The organism is Chitinophaga sp. SYP-B3965 (assembly GCF_009647655.1).
GTDB lineage: Bacteria > Bacteroidota > Bacteroidia > Chitinophagales > Chitinophagaceae > Chitinophaga.
In genome coordinates this window covers 79,571-97,608 of sequence record NZ_WJFD01000004.1, presented here as the reverse complement: position 1 = coordinate 97,608, position 18,038 = coordinate 79,571, and the positions used below count along the sequence as shown (strand labels likewise).

Annotated in this window: 15 protein-coding genes and 1 tRNA gene; 9 read left to right on the top strand and 7 right to left on the bottom strand. The window is 44.5% G+C overall.

All coding sequences use genetic code 11. The features are described 5' to 3' along the window. Nucleotides 1-47 precede the first annotated feature (47 nt). The 3 genes from GFS24_RS21480 to GFS24_RS21470 all read left to right on the top strand — a co-directional run bounded on the left by GFS24_RS21480 (nt 48) and on the right by GFS24_RS21470 (nt 5,066). Nucleotides 48-716: a lipoprotein signal peptidase gene (locus tag GFS24_RS21480; RefSeq protein ID WP_153663101.1), complete on the top strand. Its 669-nt coding sequence runs from the start codon at nt 48-50 to the stop codon at nt 714-716. 309 nt (nt 717-1,025) lie between these two features. Further along, the gene (locus GFS24_RS21475; RefSeq protein ID WP_153663099.1) at nt 1,026-3,884 is read left to right on the top strand and encodes a TonB-dependent receptor; all 2,859 of its coding nucleotides are present in this window, start codon (nt 1,026-1,028) and stop codon (nt 3,882-3,884) included. Between the two features lie 210 nt (nt 3,885-4,094). Next, a complete protein-coding gene (locus tag GFS24_RS21470) occupies nt 4,095-5,066 on the top strand; it encodes a sulfite exporter TauE/SafE family protein (protein ID WP_153663097.1) in 972 nt (323 codons plus the stop codon). 452 nt (nt 5,067-5,518) lie between these two features. Here the strand turns inward: GFS24_RS21470 and fumC are convergent, their stop codons facing one another. From fumC to GFS24_RS21450, 4 genes are all read right to left on the bottom strand, one after another. Beyond that, the gene (gene fumC / locus GFS24_RS21465; protein ID WP_153663095.1) at nt 5,519-6,916 is read right to left on the bottom strand and encodes a class II fumarate hydratase; all 1,398 of its coding nucleotides are present in this window, start codon (nt 6,914-6,916) and stop codon (nt 5,519-5,521) included. A gap of 31 nt (nt 6,917-6,947) precedes the next feature. After that, nucleotides 6,948-7,724 (bottom strand): enoyl-CoA hydratase/isomerase family protein, encoded by a 777-nt coding sequence (locus GFS24_RS21460; protein ID WP_153663093.1) that lies wholly within the window; start codon nt 7,722-7,724, stop codon nt 6,948-6,950. 114 nt (nt 7,725-7,838) lie between these two features. Beyond that, nucleotides 7,839-8,651 (bottom strand): outer membrane beta-barrel protein, encoded by an 813-nt coding sequence (locus GFS24_RS21455; protein ID WP_153663091.1) that lies wholly within the window; start codon nt 8,649-8,651, stop codon nt 7,839-7,841. Between the two features lie 141 nt (nt 8,652-8,792). Further along, a complete protein-coding gene (locus GFS24_RS21450; protein WP_153663089.1) occupies nt 8,793-9,212 on the bottom strand; it encodes a cobalamin B12-binding domain-containing protein in 420 nt (139 codons plus the stop codon). Nucleotides 9,213-9,413: 201 nt separating this feature from the next. On the opposite strand from GFS24_RS21450, the gene GFS24_RS21445 reads away from it, so the two are divergent. Next, nucleotides 9,414-11,081 (top strand): glutamine--tRNA ligase/YqeY domain fusion protein, encoded by a 1,668-nt coding sequence (locus GFS24_RS21445; protein WP_153663087.1) that lies wholly within the window; start codon nt 9,414-9,416, stop codon nt 11,079-11,081. A 162-nt stretch (nt 11,082-11,243) separates the two neighbouring features. On the opposite strand, the gene gltX is transcribed toward GFS24_RS21445, so the two are convergent. Continuing rightward, a complete protein-coding gene (gene gltX / locus GFS24_RS21440) occupies nt 11,244-12,773 on the bottom strand; it encodes a glutamate--tRNA ligase (protein WP_153663085.1) in 1,530 nt (509 codons plus the stop codon). Between the two features lie 56 nt (nt 12,774-12,829). Here gltX and GFS24_RS21435 point away from each other — a divergent pair, with 56 nt between their 5' ends. Beyond that, a complete protein-coding gene (locus GFS24_RS21435; RefSeq protein WP_153663083.1) occupies nt 12,830-13,444 on the top strand; it encodes a polysaccharide deacetylase family protein in 615 nt (204 codons plus the stop codon). Between the two features lie 52 nt (nt 13,445-13,496). Here GFS24_RS21435 and GFS24_RS21430 read toward each other — a convergent pair whose 3' ends face one another. Next, complete coding sequence (locus GFS24_RS21430; protein WP_153663081.1) at nt 13,497-14,378, bottom strand: hypothetical protein; 882 nt, start codon at nt 14,376-14,378, stop codon at nt 13,497-13,499. 120 nt (nt 14,379-14,498) lie between these two features. Between GFS24_RS21430 and GFS24_RS21425 the strand changes: the two genes are divergently transcribed. After that, complete coding sequence (locus tag GFS24_RS21425; RefSeq protein WP_153663079.1) at nt 14,499-15,269, top strand: TatD family hydrolase; 771 nt, start codon at nt 14,499-14,501, stop codon at nt 15,267-15,269. A 41-nt stretch (nt 15,270-15,310) separates the two neighbouring features. Beyond that, entirely contained in the window at nt 15,311-16,345 is a 1,035-nt protein-coding gene (locus GFS24_RS21420) for an asparaginase (protein WP_153663077.1), read from the top strand. A gap of 72 nt (nt 16,346-16,417) precedes the next feature. Here GFS24_RS21420 and GFS24_RS21415 read toward each other — a convergent pair whose 3' ends face one another. Continuing rightward, a complete protein-coding gene (locus GFS24_RS21415; protein WP_153663776.1) occupies nt 16,418-17,332 on the bottom strand; it encodes a sugar phosphate isomerase/epimerase in 915 nt (304 codons plus the stop codon). A gap of 45 nt (nt 17,333-17,377) precedes the next feature. Here GFS24_RS21415 and GFS24_RS21410 point away from each other — a divergent pair, with 45 nt between their 5' ends. Together GFS24_RS21410 and GFS24_RS21405 are read left to right on the top strand one after the other, a co-directional pair. Then, entirely contained in the window at nt 17,378-17,623 is a 246-nt protein-coding gene (locus GFS24_RS21410; RefSeq protein ID WP_153663075.1) for a YdeI/OmpD-associated family protein, read from the top strand. Between the two features lie 85 nt (nt 17,624-17,708). After that, a tRNA-Ser gene (locus GFS24_RS21405) sits at nt 17,709-17,793 on the top strand. The last annotated feature ends 245 nt before the right edge of the window (nt 17,794-18,038 follow it).

The following is an 18,038-nucleotide window of genomic DNA, read 5'->3' as shown; positions in this document are numbered from 1 at the left end:
GTTACCATCTTTCAAATAATACGTTATTTTTGAGAAAATTTGAAGTTTTGAAATATCGTCACGTAGTCTTTATCGTAGTACTCATCTTGCTGGTGGACCAGGTGTTGAAGTTTTGGATCAAAACCCACATGACTATTGCGGAGCAGTTTTCTGTTATACCCAATTTTTTCTACATCCATTTCATCGAAAATGAAGGGATGGCCTACGGCCTGAAGTTTGGCGGGGAATTCGGTAAAATAGCCCTCACCCTTTTCCGCTTAGTGGCGGTGGTACTGGGTTTCATTTACATGAAAAAATTAGTGAAAGAGCAATATCACAAAGGTTTACTGGTCTGCGGCGCATTGATCCTGGCCGGAGCTGCGGGTAATCTGATAGATAGTATGTTCTACGGGATGATCTTTTCAGAAAGCACCCGTTACGAATTGGCGCAATTCCTGCCAGCTGGTGGTGGTTATGGTACTTTTCTCCATGGTAATGTGGTAGATATGCTCTATTTCCCCATTTTTGATGGCAATTTTCCTAAATGGGTACCTATCTGGGGTGGCGAACATTTCATCTTTTTCCGCCCGGTGTTTAATATAGCCGATGCCGCCATTTCTGTGGGTGTGATCACCATCCTGCTCTTCCAGAAAAGATTCCTGCATAAGAAAGCAGACGATGCAGCCCCTTCCATTGAAACGGGCGCAGTAGTAGATGATCATCAACAGGTAATGTAAAAATATATAGAGAGGCGCTTAATGAGCGTCTCTTTTCTTTTATAGTCTTTTCAATCTAAGGGCTTTTTTGGTAACCTGCTTCTGCTCTTTTCTCAGCCCCCGTTGTGTCACTCTCTTGTACAATTTGTACGCTATTCAGCTTGTACTGCTAAAATCCAGCAGCCAACTTTCCCTCAAAACCACGCACCAGTAAGCGTTTTAACATTTTGTTGCAGAAATATTTGCAAATTCAGTATTCCCAATCTACATTTGTCCACCAATTCTATAGACTAATAGGATTGAGCATCTAATATCAATTAATTAAGGTTCATGAAAGTCATCAGCTATACCATTAAATCTACTTTGCTCCTCTTACTCTTCACTGCAGCCGCTTTTGCGCAGGAAAGCAGTATCGTTCAGATCACTGGCCAGGTAAGAGATCAAACCACAGGAGAAACCCTGCCGGGTGTAAGCATCCAGGTAAAAGGAACTGTTTCCGGTACCACCACAGACAGTAAAGGCGTCTTCACACTTAAAACAAGATTGAAATTTCCATTCACACTGGTATTCTCCAGTCTGGGTTTTACCCCCCAGGAGTTTGAAGTAAAAAGCACCAGCTCTAAATTAGATATCGCATTAGCCACACAAACCCTCCTGGGTAAAGAAGTAGTGGTAACCGCTTCCCGCGTGGAAGAACAGGCCCTCAGATCTCCGGTTGCCATTGAGAAACTGGATATTCGCGCCATCAAAGAATCTCCCGCTCCCAGCTTCTATGATGCATTGGAGAATGTGAAAGGCGTACAGATGACCACTTCCAGTCTTACCTTCAAAGTGCCCAACACACGCGGTTTCAACATCCCCAACAACTTCCGCTTCATGCAACTGGTAGATGGTGTGGATATGCAGGCTGCCACTTTAGGTGTTCCATTAGGTAACGCTATCGGACCAACGGAATTGGACATTGCCAGCGTAGAGATCACTCCTGGCGCAGCTTCCGCACTGTATGGCATGAATGCGATCAACGGGATGGCCAACCTTCAAACTAAAAGCCCCTTCCTCTATAAAGGTTTGAGTGTATATCAAAAGATAGGTGTAAATCATGTGGATGGCATTGATGCAGATCCCAGTGTATTGACGGAAACGGCTATACGCTATGCACAATCCTTCCATGATAAGTTTGCGTTCAAAGTGAATGTGAGTTATCTCCGTGGAACAGACTGGCGCGCCAGCACCCCCACAGATCAGAATGCTGCTGCCAATACACGTTTCCCTGCATTGAACGGGGCTGCCAATAATCCTGCATACGATGCATGGAACAAATATGGCGATGAAAATAATAACAACGTTTCCGTTGCCGTACAACTGAATGGTAAAACAGAAACCTTCAACGTACGCCGTACCGGCTACTGGGAAAAAGACCTCGCAGATCCTATTGTTAAGAACATAAAATTTGACGCGGGTTTATATTGGAGACTGGGCTCAAAAGCAGAACTCTCCTATACTTACCGCCGTGGTCAGATGGACGGACTTTTCCAACGTGGTAACAAGATCCAGCTGAATGATGTAGTAGTACAAAATCATAAACTGGAATTAAAAGGTGCTGATTATTTCATTCGTGGATATGTATCCCTTGAAAACACCGGCGACTCTTACAACCTGAAACCACTTTCAGATAACCTTGATCTCACCAACAAATCTAACAACGCCTGGAGAGATGTTTTCAAAACAAAACTGCAAACAGAGATCACTGCCGGAACAGAACTCTCAGAAGCGATGCGCCTTGCACGTGCTGTAGCCGATCAGGGAAGAGTAGAACCAGGTACACCTGCATTCGATGCCCTGAAAAATACCATCATCGGTATCAATAACTGGGACCATGCAAATGTAGTGGCCGGCGCTCCTGCAACAGGTGGTGCATGGTTAGATCAACATAGCCGTGTGTATCACGTGGATGCACAATGGGACCTCAGCAAAAGAGTGAACATCTTTAACCTGCTGGTAGGTGTAGATGGACGTGTGTATGAAGTAATCCCGGACGGTAACAACTTCGTGGATTTTAGCAAACCACTGGATAAACGTACAGAGCCTGGCGGTAAGAATGTATACTATAAAAAATATGGCGGGTTTGCACAAGTAAGCAAAACCTTCTTTGAAGATAAACTGAAACTAGTGGGGTCTTTGCGTGTTGACTATAACACAGAATTCGATCCCAAGATCAATCCAAGGATCGCAGCGGTGTATACCGCTGCAGAGAAACACAATTTCCGTGCATCCTGGCAGAATGGTTTCCGGTTCCCTGCATTATTTGAAGCATTGTCTTTCGTAAATAACGGTAACGTTAGAAGAGTAGGTGGTCTTTCTTATATCAATGAAGGCCTGGGTTACCTGGAAAATTCCTACACCATTAACTCCGTAAATAACTTCAACAATGCCGTAAATAAAGATGTGGCTGATGGATTAACACCTAATAATGCAGCCGTAAAAAATAAAGCATTGCTCGAGGTCACCAATCTCTCCCCTACCCAGCCGGAACGTATCAATTCATTTGAAGTGGGTTACCGCAGTGTATTGCTGGGTAACAAAATAGTAGTGGATGCAGATGCTTACTACAACCGCTATGATGGCTTCCTGGGCCAGGTGGAAGTAGCTGTGCCTTCTACCGGAAAAGTGGGTACCGATGAGTCCGTGATAGATATGCTGGCAGCTAACCGTACCAAACAAACCCGCTACCGGGTGTACACCAATGCCAAACAGAAATATGATAACTACGGCGCCTCCCTCGGTTTAACTTATAATTTCTATAAAAAATGGACGCTGGCAGGTAACCTGAATTACAATGCCATTGTAGAGAATAAGCAAAAAGATGTATTCGCCACCGGCTTCAATACCCCTGATTGGGTATCCAATATCTCTATCGGTAACCGTGAGCTGCTCAAGAACTTCGGTTTCAATGTGGTATGGAGATGGCAAAATACTTTCTATTGGGAAAGTCCCTTGGCAAATGGAGATGTGCCAGCTTACAATACAGTAGATGCACAGGTAAATTACCGCATCCCCAAGATCAAAACCACTATCAAAGTGGGCGGATCTAACCTCCTCAATAACAGGTACATTCAATATGCAGCAGGGCCAACCCTGGGTGGATTGTATTATGCAGCCATCACCGTGGAAGGTCTGCTGACCAAATAATTGCCCCTGCTGCTATCCAATAGCAATGAGGCCAATCGGGATTCTAACCTTGGAAACCCTCAGATCAAACACCACCATTATCAACCAAACGGAGGCCTGATTCCAGGCCTCCGTTATTTTAAAAAAGGGTGCCCCAAATATTTGGAGATACCATAGATTAAGTCTATTTTTAGTCCACAATTCCTGTAGACTATATTACTACTATATATTATGTCGCATAATGAGGTGATCGATAAAGTTGAGCAACGCGTAGCTACCGTTGAAACACAGAAGGTGCTGATTGACCTCGTAAACGAGGACAATAAAAAGAAGCACTGGATCTGGGTGTTCATTGGCGTTTCTATATTGGTAGTGGCTGCCGGCCTCTACTTCACCTATAATTATGGCATCTCCCAGGATGCACAAACCCGCATTGCCCGTTTCACCCAAAGTGTTTTCACCGAAAAGCTCCTCTTTTTTATGGGAGTGGGTTTAATGGCTCAAATGATTGATGGTGCACTGGGCATGGCTTACGGCGCTACTTCTTCTTCTCTGTTATTAGGATTGGGTGTATCCCCTGCCATGACGAGTACAAGCGTGCACGTAGCAGAGGTTTTCACAACCGGCGCCTCGGGCATTGCGCATTTTAAACTGGGCAATGTTAATAAGAAATTATTTCTGCATTTATTGATCCCTGGTATGATAGGAGCCGTTATCGGCGCTTATTTATTATCAGATAAAATAGATGGCAATATCATCAAACCCTTCATGAGTGCTTATCTCATGATCCTCGGGATATTGATCTTACGTAAAGCTTTACAACGTACAAAACCAAAAAGCAAAACCCGCAGACTGGGGCCACTGGCTTTCTTCGGCGGTTTTATGGATGCTATTGGCGGTGGTGGTTGGGGCCCTATTGTTACCTCTACATTGTTGAGCAAAGGCCGCACCGTGAATTATACCATCGGTTCCGTGAATGCTGCAGAGTTCTTTATCTCTGTTTCCAGCGCAGGTACTTTTCTTTTATTTAATGGCATCGACAGCTGGCAGGTGATCATCGGATTGATCCTTGGTGGTGTGATCGCGTCTCCTTTTGCTGCCGTACTGGTAAAGAAAATGAAGCGCAAACCACTGATGATCATGGTGGGTGTGCTGGTGATTGCCATGAGTATCAGGACTATTATTCTGGTGTTCTGGAAATAAGAGGCACTGGAAAATTTAAAGCCACTTGTTTAGAAAATAAGAACCGCTAAAAAAAGAAGAGAAAAAACCCTTCCTAAAAGAAGAGAAAGTCACTTCTCAAAAGAAAAGAAAACCCTCTTCCTAAGAAGAGAAAATCCTTCCCAAAAGAAGAGTCCCCTTCCTAAGAAGAGAAAAGCCTTCCCAAAAGAAGAAAAAAGTCCCTTCCGAGAAGAGAAAAACCCCTTCCCAAAAGAAGAGAAAGTCTCTTCTCAAAAGAAAAAAACTCCGCCCTTTGCTGCGCGGCATGCTCCCTCGAAAAACTGTTTTAGAATTGCTTGCATAAAAAAAGCGTCCAATCTTATGATTGGACGCTTTTCATTTTATAAGGAGTGTTTTCTAAGCTACGAGTGCAGGGGGGTATTTTTTTAGGATGAAGAACCTCTCGCAAGCAGTTTCGAATACCCATTTTACACTCAGATCTTTCCTACCATCTTGCTGGGATCCACCCATGCATCAAACTCCTCCGCCGTCACATAACCCAATTTCACCGCCATTTCTTTCAGTGTAGTACCCTCTTTATGCGCAGTCTGTGCAATTTCAGCCGCTTTATAATAACCGATCTTCGTATTCAGCGCAGTTACCAGCATCAGAGAATTATCCACGTGCTTTTTGATATTTGCTTCAATAGGAGCAAGCCCTTCTGCGCATTTATCATTGAAACTCACACAACCATCACCCAGCAAACGTGCAGAATGCAGGAAGTTGAAGATCATCATCGGTTTAAAAACATTCAGCTCAAAATGCCCCGTAGCACCACCAATGCTGATGGCAACATCATTCCCCATTACCTGTGCAGCGATCATCGTTAACGCTTCACATTGTGTAGGGTTCACTTTACCAGGCATGATAGAAGAACCGGGTTCATTATCCGGAATATGCAATTCACCAATACCAGAACGTGGGCCAGAGCTCAGCATCCGGATGTCGTTGGCAATCTTCATCAGGCTTACTGCTACTGTTTTCAAAGCACCATGTGCTTCTACAATAGCATCATGCGCTGCCAGTGATTCAAATTTATTTTCTGCTGTGATGAAAGGAAGTCCTGTTAACTCCGCAATCTTCTTCGCTACATTTTCTGAATAACCTTCTGGTGTATTGATACCGGTACCTACAGCAGTACCACCCAATGCCAGTTCGCTCAGATGCGCCAGGGTATTATTGATAGCACGTAAACCATGATCCAGCTGAGATACATACCCACTGATCTCCTGACCCAGTGTGAGCGGGGTAGCATCCATGAAATGGGTACGCCCTATCTTCACCACATGCATGAATTCCTTCGACTTTTTAGCGAGGGTATCACGAAGTTTTTTGATGCCGGGGATCGTTACTTCCATCAACATCTTATAAGCCGCAATGTGCATGGCCGTAGGGAAGGTATCGTTGGAAGATTGTGATTTATTCACGTCATCGTTAGGGTGAACTGCTTTTTCTTTATCTGTGAGCTGACCGCCATTGATAACATGTGCGCGGTAAGCTACTACTTCATTCACATTCATATTGGATTGGGTACCGGAACCGGTTTGCCAAACCACCAATGGGAATTCTGCATCCAGCTTGCCTTCCAGGATCTCGTCGCAGGCTTTTCCTATCAGGTCTGATTTTTCTTTTGGCAACACGCCTGCTTCCAGGTTAGTGATAGCTGCTGCTTTTTTCAGGTATGCAAAAGCTTTGATGATCTCCTTAGGCATCTTGTTGATGTCCTGTGCGATCTTGAAATTGTCGATGGAGCGTTGGGTCTGTGCGCCGAAATATGCATTCGCCGGTACCTTCACCTCTCCCATTGTGTCTTTCTCTATCCGATAGTCCATGTTTTAATTTTAAGGCCACAAAAATAGTCAATTATTCTCCTTTGAAAACCGGTTTCCTTTTCTCTATAAAAGCAGCAGCCCCTTCCTGCAGGTCCTGTGTGGCAAAACAGCTGGCAAACTCCGCTATTTCAGTTTCAAATCCGTTGGCATCAAATTTAAAATAGGCATTCACACACTTGATCACTTTCGCAATGGCCAAAGGTGCTTTCTCATGGATCTTTTGCAGGATAGAACGGGTTTTAGGTAACAGATCATCCAGCGTGGTCACGTGATTGGACCATCCCAATCGCCTGGCCTCTTCCGCTCCGATCATATCTCCCGTCATCATTAATTCCAGGGCTTTACCTTTCCCGATCAATTGCACCAGTCTTTGCGTGCCCCCGTAACCGGGAATGATCCCCAGGTTCACTTCCGGCTGCCCGAATTTTGCATTATCGCTCATCACGCGGAAATGACAAGCCATGGCCAGTTCACATCCTCCCCCCAACGCAAAACCGTTTACTGCGGCGGCTATGGGTTTGGGGCTTTCTTCAATCCGTTGAAATACCATATGCCCCAGCTTTGCCAGTTCAGTTCCCTGTTCTGCAGACAAAGCAAGGAATTCACTGATATCCGCCCCGGCCACAAAAGCTTTGGGACCTGTGCCTGTAATAAGGGCGCTATGTACTTCCGTATTTTTATACACATCATCAATGGCCAGAGCCAGTTCCTTCATGAGCTCCTGGTTGAGGGCATTCATCTTGTCCGGGCGATTGATGGCAATCTCCATGATGCCATCCTTAACATTTGTGGTCAGCGTGTTATACATATGATGAGTCGTTTTTATCTCCATCTAAATTAACGCATAATCCCAAGGCGCCGAAATGAAAAAAGGGGTCGCATTTGCATGCGGCCCCTCAGATCATAAATATAGAAACATTATTTATTTGTCAACAACCTCTGTTCTTTTCTCAATGATCACTTTAGTTCCTTTTCTTTCTTTATTAGACTTGTGATAGTGTTTGCTGCCTGGGTCACATTTGAAACCCGTAAAGTTATAACTCAGTGTTACAAACAACATTTGTGCCTTAATATCTTTATACGGCTGTTGCTTAACGCCATTCACTGTTTCGGAGTAGTCTTTATTGAAGAAGTCGTTCAGGTAGTATTGTACTTTCACTCCAAAACCAGGCTGGAAGCGAACACCTGCAAAAACGGAGGGCATCAGCAGGTCCGTACGGTCACTGAACCATTCGTTGAACTTGCTTTTCTTATCGCCATCCAGGAAATATTTCTCTTTATAATTAAAGGCCAGGTCATACTCTCCACCGGCAAAGAAGAAAAAGCCGTCCCGCAGGTTTCCTATTTTAATACCTAATGGCACACCCAGGGTGTAAACCCTTTGTTTCAGCTTCACGGAGTCGTTCGGTTTGCTGATCAACCCGATATTCTTGATGTTCAGACCAGAGAAGATCCCAAAATTGTTGGAAAAATCGTAGTTATAGTTCTTCCCAACGTTGAAGAACATGGTAAAACGGGGGATATTCCTCACGTGCTCTCCATTATTCTTCATATCTGCAAAAGAAAGCAAAGGCCCGTTACCACCTGTGGTAATGTATCCTTTACCCGGTTTTGGGGGTGCATAAATATGAAAATGGTAGGAGATCTTCTTTTTAGTTACAGTAGAATCCTGTGCATAAAGCCCTGTGGTAGCTGCTAACAGGAGGAGGAGCATAGTGTAGCGGATAACTTTCATAAATTTTCAACTTTTGCGTGGTTATTAATGGAATAAGGCCTCAGTATACCCGCTTGGGCCTTCCCGATCCGTGTGGGGAAGACCAAAGCATGTTGCCGTTATTTATTAAGACGACCCGGTTTTTAAAATGTTTCAAAAAAGTTAAAATTCTCTGTGTTCCTTTGTCCAGTCTGTGATGTAAGTGGCAATTTCCTGGGTGTGAGTACCCGGGGGGAACAATTTCCCCACCCCCATTTCGTATAATTCCTGCATATCCTGGTCCGGGATGATCCCTCCGCCGGTTAATAATACATCGTCCATCCCTTTCTCTTTCATGAGGTGGATGATCTTTGGAAAAACTGTCATATGTGCGCCGGAGAGGATGCTGATGCCAATGGCGTCCACATCTTCCTGCAAGGCTGCGCTCACCACCATTTCCGGGGTTTGGCGAAGGCCGGTATAAATTACTTCCATCCCTGCATCCCTGAGGGCAGCTGCTATAACTTTGGCGCCGCGGTCATGTCCATCCAGACCTACTTTGGCTACCAATACACGAATGGGGCGTTGAACCTGGTTGACCATATTACCTTATTGGATCGTAAATGTAAGGATTTCCGGGTTGATGCGATCAAGGAGGGCCGATAGACAACAAAAGCCCATTTATCTTACATTTGCAATTCGGCAAAATATAAGAAATATAAGATTTGCAAAAAATATAAGGAATATAAGAATTACAAGAAATATAAAGAATAAAGAAAGCTACTATAGCAAAAGCTACAATATATGAGCGAAGAAAGATCCCTGAATTTTTTAGAACAGATCGTTGAAGATGATATTGCGAATGGCGTTAATGGCGGCAGGATACATACCCGTTTCCCTCCGGAACCAAATGGTTACCTCCATATTGGTCATGCCAAGAGCATCTGCCTGAACTTCGGGCTGGCAAATAAATATAATGGTAAGACCAATCTCCGTTTCGATGATACCAACCCGGTAACAGAAGAAACAGAGTACGTAGAGTCTATCAAAGCGGATATTAAATGGCTCGGATTCCAGTGGGCCAATGAACTATATGCCTCTGATTATTTTGAGCAGCTGCACGATTTTGCCGTAGCGCTGATCAAAAAGGGCCTGGCTTATGTAGATGATTTAAGTGCTGCGGAAATCGCAGCCCTCAAAGGCACGCCTACCGAACCAGGAAAGAACAGCCCTCACAGGGATCGCAGCGTGGAAGAAAACCTGCAATTATTTGCAGACATGAAGGCCGGTAAGTATCCGGATGGTGCAAAAGTATTACGTGCTAAAGTAGACATGGCCCATGTGAACATGCATATGCGCGATCCTTTAATGTACCGCATTAAACATGCTCATCACCATCGTACAGGAGATGCCTGGTGCATCTACCCGATGTATGATTTCGCCCATGGGCAAAGTGACAGCATCGAAAAGATCACACATTCCATCTGTACACTGGAATTTATACCACACCGCGAGTTGTATGACTGGTTCATTAAACAACTGGATATATTTCCTTCGCACCAATATGAATTTGCGCGCCTGAACCTGAGTTATACGGTGATGAGTAAACGTAAACTCCTTCAACTTGTAACAGAAGAACATGTAACAGGATGGGATGATCCGCGTATGCCAACGCTGAGTGCATTCCGCCGTCGTGGTTATACCCCTTCCAGCATCCGCACCTTTGCAGAAAGAGTGGGTGTTGCGAAGAGAGACAACCTGATAGAACTGGGCTTACTGGAATTCTGCATCCGCGAGGAACTGAATAAAACGGCTAATCGTGTAATGGTTGTACTGGACCCTGTGAAATTGGTGATCACCAATTATCCTGAAGGGCAAACAGAAGAATTACCAGCAGAAAACAATCCGGAAGACCCTACCAGCGGTCATCACAACCTCACTTTCAGTAATACACTTTATATTGAAAGAGAAGATTTCATGGAAGAACCGCCTAAGAAATTCTTCCGTCTTGGCCCTGGCCTGATGGTACGTTTGAAACATGCGTACATCCTGAAGTGCGATAGTTTTGAGAAAGATGCTAACGGGAATGTGTCTACGATCTTCTGCACTTACATTCCGGAAAGCAAAAGCGGATCAGATACCAGCGGTATCAATGTAAAAGGAACCATTCACTGGGTAAGTGCAGCACATGCCGCCACCGCTGAAGTTCGTTTGTACGACAGGCTTTTCTCTGTAGAAAACCCTGCTGCCGAAGAAGGAGATTTCAAATCATTCATCAATCCTGATTCCTTACAGGTAGTATCAAAAGCATATATCGAACCTTTCCTGCTGAACGCTAAAGAGGGAGATAAATTCCAGTTCCTCCGCAAAGGTTATTTCTGTGTGGATCCGGATTCAACACCCGGCAAACTGGTATTTAACCGTACAGTTACTTTGAAGGATACCTGGGCAAAAGAGGTAAAAAAGGCTTAGTACTGATAGGTTTTTAACTTTCTCCGGAAAAGTCTAGTGTTTATCACGCCTTCGCTACGTGTTTGTTACTTCTTCGATTGGAACAAACCGGTAAAATAATATCAAAAAGAAGGGCTGACTAATAGTAATTAGTCAGCCCTTTTTATGTCTTATGTATTGAATTTAAGCAAAAATTGCTAATGCCAGCTTGATCCTTTCAATTGTTTCTTCCTTCCCCAACGTCTCCGCGATCACAAATACCGGCGGGCCGAATTTCCCTCCGCACAACATGATACGGAAAGGCAATTGCAATTCTCCCGGTTTGATACCTTTTTCTGTGGCCAGTTGTTTAAAACTTTCTTCCAGTGAAACAAACGTAAAGTCCGGCAGTGCTTCGATCACGGTGATCCAGGATTCAAAGAAAGCTTGTTTTTCCGGTGTCCATTTAGGTTTCACGGCATCTACATCATACTTATCCGGCCGTACGAAAAAGAAGAAACCATGGTCCCAGATCTCATTGATAAAGTGGCAGCGTTCTTTTACCAGACCCGTTACTTTAGCAACATAAGTTTCTTCCGGTGCCAGTCCTTTTTCTGTCAGCACAGGCTGGAAAAGCTTTGCCAGCGTGGCATCATCCTTCTTTACGATATACTGGTGATTGAACCATTTCGCTTTATCATAATCGAATTTGGCGCCACCTTTATGTACTCTTTCAATAGAGAATGCCTGCACCAATTCTTCGATAGAAAAAATTTCCTGTTCGGAACCGGGGTTCCATCCCAGCATAGCCAGCATATTCACAAAAGCTTCCGGCAGGAAACCATTTTCGCGGAATCCTTTGGTGAGCTCATTTGTTTTAGGATCCAGCCAGTTCATGGCATAAACGGGGAAGCCTAAACGATCTCCATCCCTTTTGCTTAGTTTACCATTACCATCCGGTTTCAGGATCAGTGGTAAATGCGCCCATTGCGGCATATCCGTTTCCCAGCCCAGGTATTTCCACAGCAGGATATGTACCGGAGCGGATGGCAGCCATTCTTCTCCACGGAAAGCATGGGTGATCTTCATGAGATAATCATCCACTACTACCGCGAGATGGTAAGTGGGCATGCCGTCTGCTTTCAGCAATACCTTATCATCTACAGTATTGGTCTGGAAGCTTACTTCTCCCCGGATCATATCCGTAAAGCTCACTTCTTCATTTTCCGGCATTTTGATACGGATCACATGCGGCGTGCCCTTATCCAGCAAGGTTTTCACTTCAGCAGCCTCCAATGTAAGGGAGTTCCGCATGATCTTGCGTACTGCATGGTTATACTGCGGAGAATGATTACCCCGAGCTTTTTCCACTTCCCGCATAGCTTCCAGCTCTTCCGGGGTATCAAAAGCGTAATAGGCAAAACCGGCATTTACCAGTTGTTCTCCATACTGGCGGTAAAGGGCTTTCCGCTCACTTTGGCGGTAAGGCGCATAAGGGCCTCCTTTATGAGGACCTTCATCAGCCTCCAGGCCACACCAGCGGAGGCATTCCAAAATATATTCTTCCGCCCCCTCAACAAAGCGGGTTTGGTCTGTATCTTCTATCCTTAACACAAACTCACCACCATGGTGGCGGGCAAACAGGTAATTGAACAGCACCGTTCTTACACCGCCAAGGTGAAGACCGCCAGTAGGGCTGGGTGCAAAGCGTACTCTTACTTTTTTCTGACTCATACGGCGCAAAAATAATAATTTCGGGCTTGGGAACGAGATTTCAAATCCTATAAAGTATGTTCTATTTTACGAAAACACCCACTTTCCTCAAATCACTGTACAAGAGCTGCATCTGGAGCTTCTCTCCGGACGTGCCCACCGTCTATCTCACTTTTGACGATGGCCCACATCCCAAAGCCACCCCTTTTGTACTGGAACAGTTGAAAAAGTACAATGTCAAAGCTACTTTCTTCTGCATCGGAAAAAACGTGGTAGAACACCCGGAGATCTATCAGCAGATCCTGCTGGACGGGCATGCCGTAGGAAACCATACCCACAATCATTTGAATGGCTGGAAAACCGGCACGGAGGCTTATCTTGACAACATCAAAGAAGCCGCGAAATACATTCGCTCCAACCTCTTCCGCCCACCTTACGGACGCATTTCCCCCTTTCAGATCAAACAATTAAAAGATGATCACAAGATCATTATGTGGGATATCCTGAGCGCAGATTTCGACACATCCATCACCGGAGAAGACTGCCTGCAAAATGTAGTATTCAAACTGCAACCCGGCTCCATTGTTGTATTCCACGACAGTGAAAAAGCCTGGGACCGGATGAGCTATGCACTGCCCAGGGTACTGGAACATTGCGCCCGCAAAGGATTACGGGTAGAAGCAATTGTATAAAAAAACGCCATAACCTTGTGGTTATGGCGTGAGCATATTGTTTGGAGAGGTATTATCTCGGTAATTCGATCTCTTTTGTTTTATCACCTACTGTCAGCACGGCTTTCTTATCGCAATCACCATTACCATAATCGATACTGGCTTTGAATGAATTCACCATCAGTTCCACAACACCTTTACTGATGTAAGGACAGGAGATCTTGCGTACCAGGCCGGATTTGATCGTCACATTCGCTATTACGCTGCTGTCTTTCAAACTTGCGCTGCCAGTCAGTTCATAGATATCATCTAAGATAACCCATGGTGTAGTAGCGCCTTCTTTTTGCAATACATTACGGTTGCCGCTGTAAGTAACTTTCTTACCGGAAGGGTAGGTCAGCTTACCATCAACAATAGTATAGGAATAACCGAAACCTGCGTCAGAAGAAAGGTTTTGGATAGTTTGTGTTCCTTCTACTTTGATATCGTTCACGGAATAATTATCGAAAGTAACAACCGCTTGTGCGCCCGGGCTCACAAAGATCTTATCTACTGTGATGATGAGCTTGCCTTTACGGGTACGGCCATGATCATCTGTACAACCTTCATGAAAATCGATCGTCACTACTTTAGGATAAGTTTCCCAGTTTGCAGGTACTATACTAAGACCTACTCCCGTGCACCTGGCGTAATTATTCCAGGTTGCGTCCGGTGCTTTTCTATTTCCACCATTCAGATCTGATTCAGTGGTATTATAATCTAAGGTAACTGAGAAAGCGTCTTCGTATATAGCATTGATCTCAGCTTCCTGGGTAGCTGCAGCTATTGTTTGATTATCTCTTGTGTTGTCGGCTCCTGCTTTATCATCTTTCTTACATGCAAAGAAAATGGTAATAGCGCCAATTGCTAATGCGGTTACGGAGAGCACCTTATTGGTGTTAAAATAGTGTTTCATCAGAATGGTTTTAATAGGTATTGGCTAATTGAGACTGTACCTTTGTGAAAAGGTTTAATTTAAATATTAGGATTTTTAAGAACTTAAAGATAAACAATTAATTGAAAAAAACCATATATAATGAACTGGATCGACACGCATGCCCATTTATACTCCCCTGAGTTTGATACAGATAGGAGCGAAATGGTCACCAGGGCCATCCGGCAGAGCGTGAACAGGTTGCTGATGCCTAATATTGATGAGGATTCCATACCAGGAATGTTGGCCCTGGAGGCCGAATTCCCGGAAGAATGCCTCCCGATGATGGGGTTGCATCCCTGTTACGTGAAAGAAAACGTGGAAGCACAACTAACTATTGTGCAGGACTGGTTATCAAAGCGTAAATTCTGGGGCGTAGGGGAAATTGGACTGGATTTTTACTGGGACCAAACGTTCCGGGAACAACAATACACAGCTTTCCGCCGGCAGATCCAACTGGCCATGGAGCATCAGTTACCAATTGCTATTCATAGTCGCGAGGCCACCAGGGCTTGTATAGATGTGGTAAAAGAACTGCACAACGGTTCCTTAACCGGCGTATTTCATTGTTTTTCAGGCACTAAGGAAGAGGCGCAGGAAATTATAGACCTGGGATTTTACCTGGGAATAGGTGGTGTGGTCACTTTTAAGAAGGCCGGACTGGATGTGCTGCTGGCAGATATCGACCTGCAACATGTTGTTTTAGAAACAGATGCACCCTACCTGGCGCCAGTACCTTACAGGGGAAAAAGGAACGAAAGTGCCTATATCCCATTGATCGCTCAAAAGCTCGCAGATATAAAAAATCTAAAAATTGAGGAAGTAGCTGCAATAACGACAGGTAATGCACAGAAATTATTCAAAACGCACTAACTGATAAGTGAATACATTTGCATGCAATTCTATAAGAGCTAATGACGAAGATTTTAATCATCTATACCGGTGGTACCGTAGGGATGATCTACGACGAAAAGACGACTGCATTACGGCCCATCGGCTTCAACGAGATCAGAAATAACCTCCCCGAGCTTTATCGCATGGGAATTGACTTTTACGTCTACGCCTTCAATCCGCCCATGGATTCCTCAGACATGTTGCCTGAGATCTGGACGGAACTGGCCAGTATTATTGAAGACCGCTATGATCGTTATGACGGCTTCGTGATCCTCCATGGCTCTGATACCATGGCCTTCACGGCATCAGCGCTCAGCTTCATGCTGGAAAATCTTTCCAAGCCCGTGATCCTCACCGGCAGCCAGTTACCGATCGGCAAGATCCGTACGGATGCTAAAGAGAATATCATTACCGCCATGGAAATTGCTTCTACCAAAAGCAATGGCCACTGTATGGTACCGGAAGTCTGCATCTATTTCGACTTCATGCTCTTCCGCGGTAATCGTGCCAAGAAGTATAATGCGGAGAAGTTTGAAGCGTTTTACTCCATGAACTATCCTGCGCTGGCAGAGGCTGGTATCGATATTAAATATAAAAACAACTATGTACTCCCTGTGCCTGTAAAGCCACTTACTGTACATAAAAACCTCGATCCCAACATTGGTGTCCTGAAAATATTCCCGGGTATTACACGCCGTGCTGTTGAAGCTATTGTGAATACGCCTGGCATGCGGGGGTTGATCCTCGAAACGTTTGGTAGTGGTAATGCTACTACGCAAGCGTGGTTTACAGAATGCCTGCAGAAGGCTGCGGATAAAGGGATCCTGATGGTGGATATTACACAATGTGATGGGGGTTCTGTTGAGTTAGGGAAATATGAAACCAGTCAGCAGCTGCAAAAGGTTGGTGTGGTGAGTGGGCATGATATGACTTTTGAGGCGGCTACTACTAAGTTGATGTTCCTGCTGGGGCAGAATATTCCGATGGAAGAGATGAAGCGGTTGATTGAGGAACCTTTGCGTGGGGAATTGACACCTGCGGCTCCGGAGTTATAGTAATACTGCGCTTTCGCAATATTGTACCATGGCATTGTAGTTATACGATGCCATTTTGCATTAAGCCTGCTTTCATATTCCGGCAAGCATTCCTTTCAGCGTTTGTACATCTTTCTTCAACTTGCCTAATACGATCTGCTGTTTTTCCTTCACTGACAAAGCTTCCTGCTCCTTGCTGAGCATTTCAAATTCAAGATGCAGCGTGATGGGTACATGGATATTAAACTCTTTCACCTTTTGGAAGAAGGCTTTAAAATCTACCATCCCCTCCCCTAGTGGTACATTCTCCAGTTTGTTATTCACCCATTTAAAATCCTTAATCACCAGTGTATTGATGTGTTTCTGAATAAGCTCCAATCCCAAAGACCAGCTGTTGGCCCCTTCCACAGTAGCATGACGGATATCATATTGCACACCGGCATATTTCGGATCTACATCTTTGATCATTTCATACAGGTCCCATACGCTGGCCCCCATTCTCAGTCCTGAGTGATTCTGATAAGCCGCCTGAATATTATACTGCTTGTTCAATTGCGCTAACTCCTTTAGTTGTTGGTTTCTTATTTGGATGCTCTCCTGAATTGACTTCCCCTTTATGTAATCATACCAGCCCATGCGGTAATATTGCACACCCTGAGCAGCCGCGGTTTTTAGTAAAGTATCAGCGTCCTTTGCCTCCCGGATGGCCGTTGTCATCAAAGTTGTTTTGAGGCCTGCGCTTTTAGCGGCGGCTACAGCCTTTGGGAGGTCCGTGGTGACCCTTTCCGGCAACACATGCCCTTCCGGCCTCACCGTATAATCCACCCCATCCAAACCGGCGGCAGCGAATGTTTCGCATAACAGGTTATAATCCATCCACTGGAAAGGCTTGGAGAAAGCGTGGATCTCCCAATCTTTTCTTAATGCTTCTGCGGCAAAAGAGGAAAACGGCAATGCTGCTCCAGCCATGGCAATAGTTTGAATAAAATCCCGGCGATTATATGGCATGATGTTGGGTTTTCAGTAAAATACAAATTCTTACATTTGAAGCATATGAAAAAAGATTTCAGTTCCTTAAAGCGCCCCAAACATCCAATGCCGGCCTTCATAGAGCAAGCACTGACGAAACATAAACTCTTCGAAGCCTACGAAAACCGGCCACCCTACCAGCAAAACGACTATATCTACTGGATCAGCAATGCCAAACGGGAGGAAACCAGGCTGAAAAGGCTAAACCAGATGCTGGATGAACTGAAGAAGGGTGGGAAGTATATGAATATGGTTTATAACGGCAAATAGATATAATTAAAACAAATACGGCTTTTACTTGGATTTTTTGAACAAAGGTATATCTTTGCAGCCCCGAATTATTCATTCGGCAACCGGAAAGGTGCAGGAGTGGTTGATCTGGCTCGCCTGGAAAGCGTGTATACCGCAAGGTATCAAGGGTTCGAATCCCTTCCTTTCCGCTGAAAAACTAAAAAGCCTTCAAGTCGAAAGATTTGAAGGCTTTTTAATTGAATATTATTTCTCTATACAACTGAACTATTGCAGTAGTACAATTAGAGGTAATTAGGGTCTTTATTAACTAGAAGAATAACAAATTCAAAAATGCCGACTTGTATTTGTTGTTCTTGAAATCAAAGGAAGAATATAAAATAGAAATGCTGAGACAAGTTCTACGCAACAAAAAATTTCGCACAGATACTGTTAA

Bases quoted from the DNA above. Each gene is read 5' to 3' on its own strand.
- GFS24_RS21410 (WP_153663075.1), top strand. From the start codon at position 17,378: ATGAAAAAAGATTTCAGTTCCTTAAAGCGCCCCAAACATCCAATGCCG.
- GFS24_RS21450 (WP_153663089.1), bottom strand. From the start codon at position 9,212: ATGGTCAACCAGGTTCAACGCCCCATTCGTGTATTGGTAGCCAAAGTA.
- GFS24_RS21455 (WP_153663091.1), bottom strand. From the start codon at position 8,651: ATGAAAGTTATCCGCTACACTATGCTCCTCCTCCTGTTAGCAGCTACC.
- GFS24_RS21460 (WP_153663093.1), bottom strand. From the start codon at position 7,724: ATGTATAACACGCTGACCACAAATGTTAAGGATGGCATCATGGAGATT.
- gltX (WP_153663085.1), bottom strand. From the start codon at position 12,773: ATGAGTCAGAAAAAAGTAAGAGTACGCTTTGCACCCAGCCCTACTGGC.
- fumC (WP_153663095.1), bottom strand. From the start codon at position 6,916: ATGGACTATCGGATAGAGAAAGACACAATGGGAGAGGTGAAGGTACCG.
- GFS24_RS21470 (WP_153663097.1), top strand. From the start codon at position 4,095: ATGTCGCATAATGAGGTGATCGATAAAGTTGAGCAACGCGTAGCTACC.
- GFS24_RS21445 (WP_153663087.1), top strand. From the start codon at position 9,414: ATGAGCGAAGAAAGATCCCTGAATTTTTTAGAACAGATCGTTGAAGAT.
- GFS24_RS21425 (WP_153663079.1), top strand. From the start codon at position 14,499: ATGAACTGGATCGACACGCATGCCCATTTATACTCCCCTGAGTTTGAT.
- GFS24_RS21475 (WP_153663099.1), top strand. From the start codon at position 1,026: ATGAAAGTCATCAGCTATACCATTAAATCTACTTTGCTCCTCTTACTC.
- GFS24_RS21415 (WP_153663776.1), bottom strand. From the start codon at position 17,332: ATGCCATATAATCGCCGGGATTTTATTCAAACTATTGCCATGGCTGGA.
- GFS24_RS21420 (WP_153663077.1), top strand. From the start codon at position 15,311: ATGACGAAGATTTTAATCATCTATACCGGTGGTACCGTAGGGATGATC.
- GFS24_RS21435 (WP_153663083.1), top strand. From the start codon at position 12,830: ATGTTCTATTTTACGAAAACACCCACTTTCCTCAAATCACTGTACAAG.
- GFS24_RS21430 (WP_153663081.1), bottom strand. From the start codon at position 14,378: ATGAAACACTATTTTAACACCAATAAGGTGCTCTCCGTAACCGCATTA.